13 protein-coding genes are annotated in these 16,219 nt (G+C 29.1%); all 13 read right to left on the bottom strand.

Features of this window, described 5'->3' with window-relative positions; all coding sequences use genetic code 11:
* On the bottom strand, positions 1–425 hold a 425-nt coding region (locus tag Ctaglu_RS14800), incomplete at its 3' end, for an ATP-binding protein (protein WP_185732723.1).
* Positions 422–1,930, bottom strand: coding sequence for an IS21 family transposase (gene istA / locus Ctaglu_RS14795; protein ID WP_125003019.1), 1,509 nt, complete (start codon positions 1,928–1,930; stop codon positions 422–424). The genes istA and Ctaglu_RS14800, both read right to left, overlap by 4 nt.
* Before the next feature lie 91 nt (positions 1,931–2,021).
* Positions 2,022–2,846: a hypothetical protein gene (locus Ctaglu_RS14790; RefSeq protein WP_125003017.1), complete on the bottom strand. Its 825-nt coding sequence runs from the start codon at positions 2,844–2,846 to the stop codon at positions 2,022–2,024.
* The gene (locus Ctaglu_RS14785; protein WP_125003015.1) at positions 2,836–3,597 is read right to left on the bottom strand and encodes a PDDEXK family nuclease; all 762 of its coding nucleotides are present in this window, start codon (positions 3,595–3,597) and stop codon (positions 2,836–2,838) included. Before Ctaglu_RS14785 ends, Ctaglu_RS14790 begins: the two co-directional genes overlap by 11 nt.
* Before the next feature lie 264 nt (positions 3,598–3,861).
* Positions 3,862–4,914, bottom strand: coding sequence for a retron St85 family RNA-directed DNA polymerase (locus tag Ctaglu_RS14780; RefSeq protein ID WP_125003013.1), 1,053 nt, complete (start codon positions 4,912–4,914; stop codon positions 3,862–3,864).
* Positions 4,915–5,115: 201 nt separating this feature from the next.
* Complete coding sequence (locus tag Ctaglu_RS14775) at positions 5,116–6,018, bottom strand: retron St85 family effector protein (protein ID WP_125003011.1); 903 nt, start codon at positions 6,016–6,018, stop codon at positions 5,116–5,118.
* 86 nt (positions 6,019–6,104) lie between these two features.
* A complete protein-coding gene (locus Ctaglu_RS14770) occupies positions 6,105–7,913 on the bottom strand; it encodes a KAP family P-loop NTPase fold protein (protein ID WP_125003009.1) in 1,809 nt (602 codons plus the stop codon).
* A gap of 77 nt (positions 7,914–7,990) precedes the next feature.
* On the bottom strand, positions 7,991–9,895 hold the full coding sequence (locus Ctaglu_RS14765; protein ID WP_125003006.1) for a hypothetical protein: 1,905 nt from the start codon (positions 9,893–9,895) through the stop codon (positions 7,991–7,993).
* Positions 9,879–10,385, bottom strand: coding sequence for an ABC-three component system middle component 2 (locus Ctaglu_RS14760; protein ID WP_125003005.1), 507 nt, complete (start codon positions 10,383–10,385; stop codon positions 9,879–9,881). Before Ctaglu_RS14760 ends, Ctaglu_RS14765 begins: the two co-directional genes overlap by 17 nt.
* On the bottom strand, positions 10,369–11,346 hold the full coding sequence (locus Ctaglu_RS25240) for an ABC-three component system protein (RefSeq protein WP_185732722.1): 978 nt from the start codon (positions 11,344–11,346) through the stop codon (positions 10,369–10,371). Before Ctaglu_RS25240 ends, Ctaglu_RS14760 begins: the two co-directional genes overlap by 17 nt.
* 553 nt (positions 11,347–11,899) lie before the next feature.
* Positions 11,900–12,031 carry a hypothetical protein gene (locus Ctaglu_RS26205; protein ID WP_267901284.1) on the bottom strand — a complete coding sequence of 44 codons (132 nt, stop codon included), beginning with the start codon at positions 12,029–12,031 and terminating at the stop codon, positions 11,900–11,902.
* 329 nt (positions 12,032–12,360) lie between these two features.
* Entirely contained in the window at positions 12,361–14,187 is a 1,827-nt protein-coding gene (glmS, locus tag Ctaglu_RS14750) for a glutamine--fructose-6-phosphate transaminase (isomerizing) (RefSeq protein WP_125003003.1), read from the bottom strand.
* A 583-nt stretch (positions 14,188–14,770) separates the two neighbouring features.
* On the bottom strand, positions 14,771–16,120 hold the full coding sequence (gene glmM, locus Ctaglu_RS14745) for a phosphoglucosamine mutase (RefSeq protein ID WP_125003001.1): 1,350 nt from the start codon (positions 16,118–16,120) through the stop codon (positions 14,771–14,773).
* Positions 16,121–16,219: the final 99 nt, after the last annotated feature.

Here is a 16,219-nt window from a genome sequence, read left to right as displayed (position 1 = left end):
TTTGCTTCGCTCAATTGATTAACTAGTGCTGCTGTACGAAAGAACTTTACTCTTTTACCTCTAGAACAAGCAGCTACTCCTATGGCAGTGGCCATGTGACTTTTTCCGGTCCCAACAGGGCCATATAATACTAAATTCTCTAGCTTATCAATAAAACCTCCGGTTTTTAAATCATCAATATCAATTGCTTGAGGAACTTGAATATCTTTGAAAATATAATCTTCAAAGGTTTTAATAACATCAAATCCAGCTGATTTAAGGTTTCTATTTCTTCTAACTACTTCTCTATTTTCAGCTTCACGTTTTAATATTTGTGCTAAGAAGTCCCCAAAATCCGTTGCTTGAATTTCTGCATAGTTTTCATAAAAACTAGTTCCTAGTCTAAGTTCTTTGCAATAATGCTTTATTAATACATCTGAGTTCATTGATTTAGTCCTCCTGCAACCATTAATTTATCATAAACAGTTATGTCAGGAGTGTACTTCTCAAGTTTTGGTACTGTTTCAGAAAGACAAATTTCTAGTTCCGGTAAAGGGCCGGTCGTTAATCGGCAATAGGTGGCCCAAATACTATCTACATCACTTGTCCCACATTTAATGCTTTCTTCAAATGCTGCTATTGCAGAATCTATATTTGTATTTGCTGTCATTTTGGTAAATAGTTTAAGTGCTTGCTTTTTGCTTACATAATTACATTGATTCATATATTCTTTAATAGTTGTAGGTAATTGATTAAATAGCCCTGTGTATTTTAGGGCCGTAGGCCGCTTAGACATAAGTTCTAAATAAGGAACCCAAATCATCGATTCTTTTTCCTCTCCATATAGCCTACTATGAGTAACTATAAGTTTACTGTTATAATCTAACACATCAATATCATAGGCTCCAACTTTAAACATAACTTGTTGACCTGCCATATTTGGAGATGTTGAATAAAGTCTTCCATCAAACTTCGCTTTACCATAATTGTCTGCCTTTGCAAATTGATGCAAATACACCTCAAATGGAGCATCCGGAAGTTTAAAGAACTCTATGATATCTTCTTCAAACAAATCTTTGATAAGCCCATGGCCCTTATAATGCATTCTATTCATGTCCTTATCACATTTTTCAAGAAGTTCCTTATTGAATTCTTTTAGACTCTTAAATTCCGGAACTGGCACTAAGAGATTTCGGCGGTGGTATCCTACCTTTGCTTCGACGGACCCTTTTTCGTTACCACTATTTGGATTACAAAAATTACTTTGAAAGCCATAGTGCATCATAAATCTTATAAATCCATTTGTTAAATCACGTTTCCCATATTCTTTAACTTTCTTAACTGCTGTAGACATATTGTCAAACCATATAGCTATTGGAACTCCGCCAACATGTTCAAATATTGCTTTCATACCTTCTAATAGGCATTCTTGATTTTGACTTTTAAAGAGTTGCATATAGCCACCATTGCTATGTGGATAAGATATATTAAGATAATTGCCGTCATATGTAATACCATTTTCAATAAAACGTGCTTCTCCAAAATCAACCTGAGCTTCACCTGGTGGATGCTCTAGTGGTAGAAATCCATCGGTAACCATCACCAATTCTTTTCGTAGCTTTGCAACGAATTTTCTTACGGATCTTTCATGGGCATCAAACTCATTTGGGTAAAGTTCTTCTAATCGATCATGTATTCTTTTTGCAGTATGCTGTTGTTTGTGTGGAGCATTCTTATCATCAGTGAGCCATTTCAAGACAATATCTCTGTAGGGTGATAATTTGCCCTCACGCTTTTGTTTTATGGGCATTGGGAGATTAAAATCTTCTTTATCAACATATCTTTTTACTGTAGAAAAATCATGCCCAGTAATTTCCGCAATTTTTCTTAAACTTTTTCCTTCAAATTTCCTCAAATGTCTGATACGATATATGTGTTCCATTGTTAGCATCTCCTCGTTCTCCTTTTCAGTTTCGTCACTAAAAAGGATAGTATATTTTGAGGGTGCTGGCAATGGATTTTTCCATTTTATGCTTGGTTTTTTAAAGGCCGGTCTGCATTGATTTTAGTATACCAGAAACAAACCTATTCATTATTTTATAAATGGTAATCTGATTAGGAGGAATAATCTCTTTTTTTGTACAAATAGCCTCTATATCATCATATACTGCTTTAATGCTAATACTTTTAAATGTTAGGTATTCGGTCTCAATTACTTGCTTAATAATTGGTATATACTCCGAAGCAATCCGTACATTTATAACATCTAACACCTCCTCTGGTTTATTCGGATTGCATATTTCAATCATTTTATTATCAGTACGTTGAGTATATCCAATTCCTGATTTTGATATAAGCCCTTCTTCTCCCCAATTATCAACTTCACTCTCCGCTTTCCTATAATTCGCCAAATACCTTTTTACCGTTCTTTCTGATATACCATTTATTTTTGAAATACGGTCTATAAGAATTTGCTGATTCAGTTTTTTTATATCTTCATTTTCCAAAATAAATTCTTTATAATTATCCTTAAAATGATGAATGAGTTTAATATCGTTATTTTTTGCTTTTTCCAAATCAAGTATTGGCTTTATAAGATTATACCTTGCAGATACTTTTTCACGTTTATTATCTGGAAGTAATGATAGCCATGATTTGCTATTTGCTATATCTGGAGTATTTGCTTGTATTGTAAATTTACCTGTTTTAAACTTAGCCTTCTCTACTAACTCAACAAATCTCACCTCTATAAATTCTCCATCTGCTAATCTTTTCAAGGTAACCGTTGGAGGTGTTATAGAAAAAACAATAAATTTTTTCCCATAAAATAATATTTCTGAATTAACCTTTAGCTCTCTATATTTCACTAATTATCCCTCCCACATTAAAATATTGATTAAAACTTTTATTGTCTAAAGCTACCTCTACCTCGCTAAATTGACTTATTGGCAAATTAACATTCACTATAAAATTCCCCTTAGCAATTATATGGTATATGATAGGCAGGACATATAATGAATTTATGTCAGGTTCAAATACTTTTGATAAATCAATAATTGTTGATTTTTTTAGTTGTGATAGTTTTAATATTAACTTTGATGTTAATTGACCATATTCTTTCCTTACCTTCCTAAATCCAATTAAAAATTTAATATTAGACAATACATTTTCAGATAATTGCTTTGGATAAATAACGTCATAGCTCCAATTGCGATTTTTAGCATAGTTTAAACAGGCATTGTTAATGATTTTATTTTTACCGTCATTTAAAGCCTCACTCGGTTTATCCTTTATTTGTAATAGTTGTGGGCTAATACCTTCTCTAAATACAAGAACATCGGAAACATGGTTCCAAACCTTTTTAACTCCGTACTTATCTAAACATGGAATTTCTATAAATATAGGTTGAACATAATATCGTTGTACTGCTTTATCCAATTCCAATAAACTATAAAATATGTACTCGCCCATAGATTCATATTCTACCGTCCGCTCCATCTTCTCACTATAAAACGAACCAATAATGTGATGAATTTTCCAACTTGCTTTATTATTAACCTTTCTTTTAGGATAAAATTCTTTATCCTCCTCGTCCCATGTTTTATTTTGATAATCCATAATTCTCCTCCTCGTTTAAATCAAAAAACAAGCAATAAGCCCAGTTCTGCTTAGAAAAAAAGTAAAAATACATCGACAACAGTCAACGATAATTCTTTTTTTTTACAGAACTGGGCTTGTTTTTTTAAATTAGCAACATTTATTAGTCACTTATTTCTAATTATCTACACACATTTATTATTATATAAATTAAAAACCTTCTTTGATTAATATATTTATATCATCAGTAAACTTAGTTTGCTTTTTAAAGTGTTATTAAAATGGTTAACCTTCATAATCTTCATATTTATCATCAATATTATCATATCCATGATAGCACATGTCGTTAGTTTCTTTAAAAAATTTATTTTCATTATATGCAATAACCATTTCATTAGAATATGGAAGCGATTTATTAATTGTTTTATTTATATACTCAATTATCTTGCATTTATATCCATCTTCTATTGAATTAATAAATGCTATGTACCCTTTAATTATATTATTATTTATGTAGTCCATTGAAAATAACGATTTTATAATCATTGCCCTAACTAATTTTTTCATATTTTTATTTGCTTTTAACTTATTATCATTAACAGTAATTCCAGTAACCCTTTTATGTGATGTTGGTGAAAGCAATCTTGTTTTTGAATCATTTATTTTGAATTGCTCAGATTCAATTATATCTTTTATTATATCTTTTACCTTTTTTAATGATTGCTTATTATCACATGAAAACGTTAAATCATCCGCATACCTTGTGTAAACAATTCCTCTTTTCCCACACAATGCTGACAACCTTTTATCTAATCTATAACAAACTAAATTTGATATATAAGGAGAACATACTCCACCTTGCGGTAAATAATCATTATATGTACATATATTTGTTAATATATTAGAGACCATATTATTATACCCTAAATTTTTAAACATGAAAAAAACTCTTTCCCTTTTTATTGAGGTAAAAAAATCCTTTAAATCAAACTCCAATAAATACAAATTATATTTGTGCATTTCAGCATTTTTTTTAATACCATTATCATTTCCTTTTTTATATGCCATTGATTCGTGTGAAACATCAATTTTTTCTAATATCTCATTAAGAATCCATCTTTGAACTAACTTTAAAGAATAAGACGGACTAAATATTTGTCTACTATTCCCATCTTTTTTTAATATTTTAAAAGGCTTATAATAGTAAGACGTTTTTTGAGATAGAAGAAATATAATTGTCTTGCTCAAACCAAGGGTATTCGCTAATGAATCAATATTTGTAATTATAGGTAACTTTAAAGAATTGAGAATAAAACTATTTGTAAAATCAGTTGTCATTATGAAAAACACCGTCCTCTTACCCTTATTACTTTTTGAAAAGTATTTGAGTTTCTTAAATGTCTTTAAGGAACTCGGATACTTTTAAAAATACAGACTTGACATCGAACATAGGAAGAGCGAAACGTCCCCCACTACCTATACGTAAATTTTATGTACACTTTTATGTAATGGTAGCAACTTCTAAGAGCAACGGTGTAATTAATAATATTTATGGTTCATTATACCAAATTTAATCCAATCAAGCAACTTTGTTTTATTTGGCATTTTAATATTCGCTAATATATTATTTACGTTCTCATACCCTTTTTCAGTTAGTTTATACATAATGTTTTTGTTTATTGAATTACTACTAATATATCTATCCTTATATAAAAGTCTTAACGAAGCCTTGTACAACATATTTAAGTCCTTATGACTAAAACCTTTTTCTTGAAAAATAAAAGTCAAATACTCTAATAGGGTATCTGATTTCAAAGAACCAAAGAAAAAAAATAATATAGGTATAAAATAATATAACCCTATTAGAGAATTTACTGTCCTTTTTTCACTGGATTTTGAAGCGTTAATTTTATTTATTCTATTTGTTGAGAACATTTTATCTAAATTATCGTTAAGTATGCTTATTTTATCTTTAGAATAAAAAACTACATTATTTTTATTCTTTCTTTTAATCATTTTTATGGGCCCAAGCATTATAAAACTTTTATCTTTTTTTCTTTTTTCTTCAATAACAGCAATTACCTTATTAATAGTTTCATCATTATTAGTAAAAGCTCCCAACTCTACAAGTGAACCAGCACTTTCACAAATTATACATATAATATCGCAATTATTTGCTAAAAATTTTTCCAAGCTAAGTAAATTACTGTCCTTATCTTTATTTAATATTTCAATAAATATATCTTCTGGATATAAAATTCTTATGTTCTTTTTTTTATCTAATTCTTTACGAACTAAGTCTCGTGTTGAAATATCCTTATGACTACTTGCTCCACCGCAAAGAAATACATCAATATATGTACGATTAAATTTTTCATATATTTCATCATGTATTTTAGTAATCGTATCTTTCGTTCTTCTATCTAAACTTGTTCCACTCAATTCATCCAACTCCTAAATATGAATATTAATTAAATAATCGAAAAATACAACTCGTATCTAATCATATTATAAATTAAATTACAAATTTATTTAATAAGATTATTTTCATTGGGTATAAAATGATTTGATATATTCTTAAACATTTTTATTTCATTAACTTTGACTTCATATATATTTATAATCAATAGTTCAATCAGATTATCACTGTCTGCTTCATGTTTGTAGGAACTTAATGCTTCTCTCATGTTATGATAGTAGTCTTTTGTTTTAATGATGCTTTGTACTTCAAATGACATTTTAGGATTAAAATATGAAAAAATAAACCATTTTATATAATTATTAAACAGAATCATTTCAGCATACTGAGACTTTTCATTAACTAATATAGAAATTTGTTTAGATACTATAAGAATATTAATTATTTTTTTTAGTGTCCTTGGAGTAATATGGCTATACTTATTTGCCTCTTTTAAAATTTCTTTAATTGTAGCTTTTTCATCAGTATCAAAAACAAATTTTTTATCATCTTGTAAAAGTTCTTCTATCTGCGTACTTGCAACTTCCTCATGTGCAACTAATTCGTCTTTATTAGTGACCTTATCGTCATCTAATAAACTATTGATATATTCATCATATTTCTCTATATTATTAAAGTAAATTGGAATGCTAATATACTTCTCTAAGTAATCTAAGCAAAACCTTATTTTTTCTAATTTTGTAATATCTTTATCAACTTTTTTGTTTAAGGCATAATACACTGAACTAAAATTTATTGATATAACAATTGATATTTGTTTTACTGATAAAAATAACTGTAAAGCTTCAAATAATTCAGTAATACCCTTTTCTGAACACCTATCTAATTCATCAACAAATATTACTAATCTTTTTTCATATTTTTTAGTTTTCTTATCTTTTTTCAACCATACTTCTAATAAATCAGTTAAATCATTCTTTATATTTTCTCTTATACCTAAATTCTTTGAATAATCAGGTAGTTCGATATTGCTCACTACCATATCTGATAATGGTTTAACAATTTTTAATTGACCTTTAATAAAAGGTATAACTATATTCACAGCTCCCATTGTTAATGGGATGATACCTACAAAACCATAAAAAAGAATTTTTTTAAACTGCGAAATATCACTTACCTTTTTATTAAAAAAAATCCACCATGTAACTACTAATATTAGGGTTATCCCACTTATAGCATATTTCCAACAATTTTCCTGTAATTGTTTTCTAAATCTATTCCAAAAAAAACTAACTTTCCCTTTAAATTTTGTTTGTTCTTCAAACTCTTTAAATATTTCTTTCAAAATACATTGCCATATTTTATTCTGTTCATTATATTGTGAAGCGTCATATTTTACAACATGTGTGTAATAATTTATTTCACTATTATAAGATTTATTTTCTTTAATGATTTCTTTTTCAATAAGTTTTAAAAAAGAAGATTTTCCTGCTCCCCATTCACCAAATATACCTATATTAAAGGGAGTTCCTATTTTTCTATTTACTAAATATTCTGCTATTACTTTAGAATACAACGACCTATCCAATAAATCCTTATCTGTTTCATTGTCTGATGCAGGAGTTCCCTTTTGGTAACCCTTCATACTACCCTTCCACTTTTTACTATTATCTTTAATTTCATTGTCTACTTTTAGCTTTAGTATTTCATTTTTCTTCTTCTCCTTTTGTCTGTTAAGTTCAGCGAGTTCACGTTCAGGGTCATTCATCATGCGTTCCAGCTCTTCGTCTGAATCATAATCATCAGGTCCACCATACATTTCATAACTAACATTATCTATTTTTTTATCTAAATTGCTAATCTCTTCTTCTTTTCTTTCTATTTCCTCATTTCTTTTATCAATATCTTCACTGTTCATGTTAACAACCCCCTCTTATAATCTTTAAAGCATCTCATTTTTTTCAAATCCCCTCCAATCTATTTTTTCTATAACTTTTAACCTTGAATATCATCTATCATTCCATAAGGTAGTCCTTTTCTTCCATCACCATCAAATTCTTTAATAATATCATTTTTATTAAGAAAAATGGGATAGCCATTATTTACTACAACAAACTGAATATCAGTTCTATATTCCTTGTCGACCTCTATCAAAAAACTTACTATAGAATTGAATATTTCTTCATCCTTGAATGTTTTTTCTTTTGAATCAGCACCTAAATTTTTTCTTGGAGAGTCAATTATAATTAATCCTAAATGGTTAAATGTTTCTTGATTTGCACATATAGCAATTGCTAAGTAGTATGCCATCGTTATCAATGTTACTCCCGCCAAACTGCCCAACTCGCTATATAAGCGTTCTCTTACATGTGGCAAATATGTTTTCCCATCAATATAAGAATTCTCTAACTTAGGAAAATCAAATGCAATGAGATTTTTAGTTAACTGTTCTGACAAATTTTTAATTACATCTTCTTTATCTGTAACTGTACTCTCAGTATTTCTTATCTTATCTTTTAAATCTTCCACTGATTTTTCTTTATCCTTACATAATGTTTTAATCCTATCTAATTCTATAAGCATTTTATGATTACTTTCTAATTCTGTTATGATTCTATTAGCTTCACCGATTTCATAGTTTAGTTGTTCTATTCGTTCCATTAATGGATTGATGTAGTGTTTGTGTAAATGTAAAAGCTCTTTTTCTGAATTAAACAAATCATTTTTGAGGTCAGAGCATTCTTTCATCATTAATTCTAAATTCAGCTCTTCATTTTGAATATAATCGCCTAATTCTTTATTCTTTTTTATAAGCGTTTTTTTATCATGTTTTAAGGATAAAATTTCCTCAATTTCTGGTTCAATCTTTTCTTTACCACATAAATTGCATTTATTAGAACTAACATCTATATCTATTGATTGTAGACAACTTGGACATATCACATAATCAAACCTATTAAGAGCATGGTAGCCTTCAACTATAAAATCAATTTTACTTATTTCACTTATATATTGGTTTTTTAATAAAATTAATTTATTTACATATTGCGTTTGTTCAATTATATTCCTTCCTAATTTTTCACATTGATTTTTTAATTTTAATATTTTGTTCTGTAACTCTAATGTACTTTCTTCCTTTATATTCCCTGTAATTTTTATATCATAAAGTTCCTTCTGTTTTTCAATTATGCTTTTGTCAACATCACTCCGCTTATTTAAGTATGTTTTAAAGTCCATCATTTCTGACCTTTGTAAAAACTCATTAATGCTATTTACTTTTGTTTGAGATTCTTTTAATTCATCATTTTTTACTTTTAAACTTGCTTTAAGCCCTGCTAATAGTTCATCATATATATTAAAAATTATTTCAAATGTGGGCTTTCTTTTAATAGAAGTCTGCCAGTTCTTTTCTCCCATAATATTTTCATTATCAATTTCTGTTTGCTTTAAATATGAATATTTGAATAAATCTCTAAAACTAAAGTCTTGTTTAGCAACTTTGATATTAGACAAATCAAGTTTTTCCAATAAAAAGAATGTCAACGACTTAGGATTACTCGGTATATCTATATCAAACCTATCCAGGTACTTAAACTTATTACTTTCTAAGTCCCATGCAAATACTGCGACTGGTTCATTAAATTCAAACAATTTCCTTTTAATAATATATTTTAAATCTTTTATCTCTATTTCTAACTTAACGAAAGTACAACTTTGACCTAATTCAATATAACTTTTGTGTTTTTCTGACCCCAAAGCATAATTAATCATTTCTAATATTAAAGTTTTACCTGTCGAAGTGGGACCAGAAATATAATTAAGACCATCTTTAAAAATAACCTCATAATTTTTTCGAGTGCCAATCAATGAAAGTTTTATCAATTTAAATTTCTTTCCCATTTTCCTCCCCCTCAAATCTTTTAAAAACATTGTTTTTTTCCTGTATCTCCTGTTCTACTTCACCATCGCTCATTTTGGCAATATTGGTTTTAATAATATTTGCTATTATATTTAAAGAGTTTTTATATTCTGAATTTAACTCATTTAAAAATTTATACCCTTTATTGGTTGCTGTATAATAGAACTGTTTGTCAACAGCACGTTTAACTAATTCTTTAGCTACTAAATATCGCATAACTTTATTGTAATCAATTATATTTGGTTTCCAATGATAGAAAGAATAAAATTCATAAAAATTACAGTCAATATTAATTTCCATTGTATTTTTATCTATCATGGTATTAGGAAACTTCATGTAGTAGTCATAAAGCATTATTTTATCTATAGTCATTTTAAACGTTTTTTTTGCCTCAAACTTTGAAATAAGAATTAATATCCTTATAGAATCTAAAACAATATTACTAACAAAGGTACTATTTTGATTTTCCACAACCGCTTTCCCCCTTATTTAAATACTGTTCTAATTTTTCTGCATAATTTTTTATCCACCCAACTTTACATTCATTTGAAAGCTGATGTAACATGCCTTTTTTTGCTATAAGAGAAATATCATCTATAGTATGAAGAGTCGTAGTATCAAATTCCTCTATTCTTTCATATGTTTTTGCTAATAGAATATTCCCGTCTATTTCATCAGCATATTGCATGTATTGAGGATACCAAATGCTATGTATTTTAGATTTCAATTGCCTATATACTTTTAAATCTTTTAAATTGCCCTTACTTTCAATTGTACTTTTTGCTATCTCAGCATTAAAAAATTCTTTCATACACATTTCTTTTTCAAAAATATGTGCACATTCCAATTTTTTTATAAAAATACAATCATCATACCCTAAATCAGATAAATCATCAGTTTCATAAATTATTTCTTCATAATATCTTTTTCTATCTTGTAAACATGACAATATCTGATTTAACAAAATAATTGTATCATTATCAAATAAAGTATTATAAATATCATATTCTTTTAATTCGGAAATTAACAAGCTACCATCGTATATTTTAATATTTTTTTTATATTTATCCTCCATCCTTTTCTTCCATGACCACCACCACATATGTTCCTTTTCAGTTAACACACAGGGCAAACACAAAAACCAATTGTTTAATTTATACCTATCGGTAGAAACTGCTCTATTAAATGATTCTCTTATTTGTGATTTTTGTGAATCTCCAATTCCATCTATAAAATACTTGCATTGATAAACGTCAATGCTATCACTAAAATCTCCAACAAAAATATCAATACCGTCATCGCCCTGAGATACAGCAACAGGATAAGCGTTATTAAATTTTAACTGCATTAATTGTATACATATTTTTTCAAATATTTCACGTGCTCCACCGTCTGTATGATTATCTCTTAAATACCTAAAATCACGTTCCATCTTAATCCCCCCCCCACCATCAGATTCATAAAATAATTATATCACTTTTCTTACACGTATAACCAATTAACTCCATAATATTTGTACATATTGTAATTTATTACAACAATATTTTTAATATTATCTGTAAAAATGTATCAGTGTCAGTCCCAATTTACTCCTGTCATCCAATTTATCCTTAATCCTACTACTACCTCTTATTAGTATTTACAATGTATTAGTTTCATCAAGTATGTATATAAGTAGGGACAATGATATTTGTAATCTTTGATAAAGCAACTTAAATTCAGGTTCATATTAGTTATAATATAAATGAAACTAAACTATAAAACATAAATAAGACTATTCCAAATATTTAATTTGGAATAGTCTTATTTTATTGATAACATCCATGTCATTTAAAGTTACATAAATGCTTTTTTGAATTTCTACTGCTAAAGTGAACACATTGACTAACAAGCACCTCTTTTTAATTTCTAATTGCCATACTTGTCATATAATAAAACTTTATAATATTTGTTTTATAGTAAATATAAAACTCAACCAAGAGTTTTTAGTTATCTTCATTTTTTTTATTTGCATACTTAGTTGTATTAATTATAGTTTTTATAAATACAAATGCTATCATTCCCATAGAAGCTAATCCACCTATAGTAAGTAAAGTTATTCCTAACCCTTGGGACATTTATACTCACTCCATTCTTAAAATTTATATTTTTATTATTTAAATTGTGTCCATATATTGAATAGTATATTCATAATATTATTTACTTCAAATATGTATAACGATTTATGTCAAATTTACTTATAAAATCACTAATTTCATTTTCTATAATTTTTTTATAAAAAATCTTTATACTAAAAAAAGAAGAAACCCTGATATTATCAGGATTCCTCGGTTATAATAGTTTTTTTAAAGTGACATCATTAGTTATAATTTATGACAATATTAATTATAATATATGACAATATTAATTATAACTCACACAACTACTCTTGCCACGCGTATGGAACCTATTCCACCGTTACTGATTTTGCTAAATTTCTTGGTTTATCAACATCGCAACCCTTTTGAATTGCCATGTAATAAGACAATAATTGTAGTGGAATTACTGAAATTACTGGAGCTAATATATCCATTACTTTTGGTATATAAGTTACAGAGAAAACTGATTTTTCAATTTCAGTGTGTCCAACAGGTGCGAAAGCAAATACTTTTGCTCCTCTAGTAGTTATTTCTTTTATATTGCTTACTGTCTTGTCAAATACCGCTTCTTGAGTAGCTAGTGCTATAACTATAGTCCCTTCTTCCATAAGTGCTATTGGACCATGTTTTAGCTCTCCTGCTGCATAGGCATCTGAATGAATATAAGATATTTCTTTAAGCTTTAATGAACCTTCCATTGCAACTGCATAGTCAAGTCCACGTCCTATGAAGAACATATCTTTATGCATATAAGTTTTTGCTGTGAATTTTTGCACAGTTTCTTTATTTTTCAAAACCTCTTCTGCCTTTTCTGGAAGTTCCATCATAGCTATTTTAATTTCTTCTATTTCTTCATTGCTTAATGTTTCTTTGCTTTGAGCAAAGAATAATGCTATTATATACATTGCTATAAGTTGAGTTACATAAGCTTTAGTAGATGCAACTGCTATTTCTGGTCCTGCCCAAGTATATAGTACATCGTCTGCTTCTCTTGAAGCTGCACTGCCTACAACATTTGTTACAGCTATTACTCTTGCGCCTTTTGACTTTGCAAGCCTTAAAGCTGACATGGTGTCTGCAGTTTCTCCTGATTGGCTTATAACTATCATTAATGTGTTTTTATCCATTATTGGATCTCTATATTTAAACTCAGATGCTATATCTAGTTCTACTGGTATTCTTGCAAGTTTTTCTATAACATATTTACCTACAACTCCTGCATGATATGCAGTTCCGCAAGCTACTATATATATTTTATTTAAATTTTTAATTTGCTCTTTAGTTATATTTATATCATCTAATGTAATTGGTTCTCCTAGAACTATTCTTGAAGTCATAGTGTCTCTGATTGCCTTTGGCTGTTCATGGATTTCTTTTAGCATAAAGTGCTCATATCCACCTTTTTCAGCAGCTTCTGCATCCCAAGTTACATGGAAAATTTCTTTGTTTATAGTTTCGCCCTCTGCGTCAAGAAGTTTTATTCCGTCACTGGAAATTACAACAAATTCTTTGTCTTCTAATAAATATACCTCTCTTGTATGATTTAATACTGCTGGTATATCTGAAGCTACATAAAATTCATCTTTGCCAAGTCCTACTATTAGTGGGCTGTCTTTTCTTACTGCTACTAGTTTATCTGGTTCATCGCTTGTTATTACTGCTATGGCATAACTACCTTCCATTTTAGTAATAGCCTTCATTACCGCATCAACTATATCTCCATTATAATAAAAATCTATAAGGTGTGGTATTACTTCTGAATCAGTTTCAGATGTGAATTTATACCCTTTTGACATTAACCATTCTCTTAAATGGATGTAATTCTCTATAATTCCATTATGAACTACACTAATAGTCTCTTTTTCATTAGTATGTGGGTGAGAATTTTCATCTGATGGTTTACCATGAGTAGCCCATCTAGTGTGACCTATACCCACGTTGCCCATAAGTGGCTCTTCTAGTAATTGAGCTTCTAAATTTGCAAGTCTTCCTTTGCATTTAGTTACTTTTAAGTGTCCCTCATTTATAATTGCAATTCCTGCTGAATCATATCCTCTATATTCTAATTTACTAAGACCTTCTACCAATATTGGTGAAGCCTGTTTACTTCCAAAATATCCAACTATTCCGCACATATTCATCTTCCTCTCAAATTTAAAATTTTGCACAATTCATCATCTTTAGATGATGTTCATCATCTAAAGATGATGCCGATCACCCAAAGGCAATACTTAACTAAGCATACTTATCATCATTGTTTTTTGATAATTATTTTAAATATAGTATTCGCAGTTATGGTACATATGATTTTCTTATGCTTAATAACTGAAAATCTACACTCACAATAATCCAATGAAATATGCTAGTTCATACATATTTATAAAGGTTTTAACACCAGATTGATGTTGTCACGAAAATCACTTTTCGCTTTTATCAATCATTAACGGTAGTGCGCTACCGCGGGGCATCCGCCGAAGATTCGATACTCCCCATCCTCGTCAACTCATAGTGCATCATAATTACTGATACTCTTTATGAGTCCTGGCGCTTTAAAATCATAAAATTCTTCTATCCTCCTTTCGCAAACATTAAAAAAACTGAAATCTTATGGGCCTTATCCATAAGGTTTCAGTCTATTATATTCATTTTATACCCTAAACGTCAATGCTTTTAACAATAAATTCATTGAATTGTAACTTTATTCTTGCTAGATTATATCTATCTATTTGCTTTTTCCTCTATTAATTTTGCAAGAGCATGTGCCATTTCATTTAATTCATTTTGCACTTTACCTTCCAGCATAACTCTCACTAGAGGTTCTGTACCTGAAGGTCTAATAAGGACTCTTCCACAACCATTTAATTTTTCTTCAATTTTTTTGATTTCTTCAATTATTTCACTATCAGTTTCATGAATGTTCTTTTTATCGTTAGGTACTGTTGCATTAACTAATACTTGTGGAAGCTCTGTCATCATTGCTGCAAGCTCTGATAATGGTTTCCCTGTTTCTTTAATTACAGTAGCTAATTGAATTCCTGATACAAGTCCATCCCCTGTAGTATTAAAATCAAGGAAAATTAAATGACCTGATTGCTCTCCCCCTAAGCTATAACCTTCTTCTTTCATTTTTTCAAGCACATATCTATCGCCTACTATAGTTTTAACTGTAGTTATATTTTCCTGATTCATTGCAATATCAAGTCCCAAATTACTCATAACTGTTACTACTACTGTATCTTTAGTTAATTTTCCTGTGTCTTTTAGGTGCTTGGCACAAATAGCAATCATAAAATCACCATTTATAAAGTTTCCTTTTTCATCCACTGCTAAACATCTATCTGCATCACCATCAAAAGCGAGTCCTAAATCACAATGATTTTCTTTAACAAAAGCCATTAAGTGCTCAATATGAGTAGATCCACAGTCTTTATTTATATTTATACCATCTGGATCATTGTTAATAACTAAAACCTCTGCTCCTAGTTCTCTTGCAGCTCTTACTGAAGTAATATAAGATGCGCCATTAGCACAATCTAATGCTATTTTAAGTCCTTTTAAATCTCCTGAAATAGTGGATTTAGCAAATTCTATATAATCCTCTACACCACTGCACTTAACTGTCTTCTTGCCTAAATCACCTGCTATAGGTGATGGCACTCCTTTAAAATCATTTTCTATAACTGCTTGTATTGTGTCCTCTAATTCATCGGACAATTTGAATCCTTTGCTATCGAAAAATTTTATTCCATTGTATTCTACTGGGTTGTGAGACGCTGAGATAACAACTCCTGCATCTGCTCCATATTTTCTAGTTAAATATGCTACCGCTGGCGTAGGAACCACTCCAAGGCATATAGCTTCAGCTCCTACAGATAAAATTCCTGCAACTAAAGCTGCTTCTAACATATCTCCTGAAACCCTTGTATCCATTCCTACTATAATTTTAGGTTTATGTGCTCCATCTGTTAGTACAAATGCTCCCGATCTTCCTAAATTATATGCAAGCTGACTTGTTAATTCTGTATTTGCTATACCTCGTACTCCATCTGTTCCGAATATTCTACTCATATTTTTCTACCTCTTTCTCAATATATTATAGGTTTATTACAAGGGCATACTAAACAAAATAGCTATTAAGTATGTTAGTACTTTGTTTCTGAATCCTAT

The organism is Clostridium tagluense, assembly GCF_003865095.1.
Taxonomy (GTDB): domain Bacteria; phylum Bacillota; class Clostridia; order Clostridiales; family Clostridiaceae; genus Clostridium_AD; species Clostridium_AD tagluense.
Note: the sequence above shows the minus strand (reverse complement) of the source record. Positions and strands in the feature narration are given on the sequence as shown.

Excerpts from the sequence above, each read along its gene's own strand:
- istA (WP_125003019.1), bottom strand. The coding sequence starts at position 1,930 with ATGCTAACAATGGAACACATATATCGTATCAGACATTTGAGGAAATTT.
- Ctaglu_RS14785 (WP_125003015.1), bottom strand. The coding sequence starts at position 3,597 with ATGGATTATCAAAATAAAACATGGGACGAGGAGGATAAAGAATTTTAT.
- Ctaglu_RS14780 (WP_125003013.1), bottom strand. The coding sequence starts at position 4,914 with ATGACAACTGATTTTACAAATAGTTTTATTCTCAATTCTTTAAAGTTA.
- Ctaglu_RS14770 (WP_125003009.1), bottom strand. The coding sequence starts at position 7,913 with ATGAACAGTGAAGATATTGATAAAAGAAATGAGGAAATAGAAAGAAAA.
- Ctaglu_RS14765 (WP_125003006.1), bottom strand. The coding sequence starts at position 9,895 with ATGGGAAAGAAATTTAAATTGATAAAACTTTCATTGATTGGCACTCGA.
- Ctaglu_RS25240 (WP_185732722.1), bottom strand. The coding sequence starts at position 11,346 with ATGGAACGTGATTTTAGGTATTTAAGAGATAATCATACAGACGGTGGA.
- Ctaglu_RS26205 (WP_267901284.1), bottom strand. The coding sequence starts at position 12,031 with ATGTCCCAAGGGTTAGGAATAACTTTACTTACTATAGGTGGATTAGCT.
- glmS (WP_125003003.1), bottom strand. The coding sequence starts at position 14,187 with ATGTGCGGAATAGTTGGATATTTTGGAAGTAAACAGGCTTCACCAATA.
- glmM (WP_125003001.1), bottom strand. The coding sequence starts at position 16,120 with ATGAGTAGAATATTCGGAACAGATGGAGTACGAGGTATAGCAAATACA.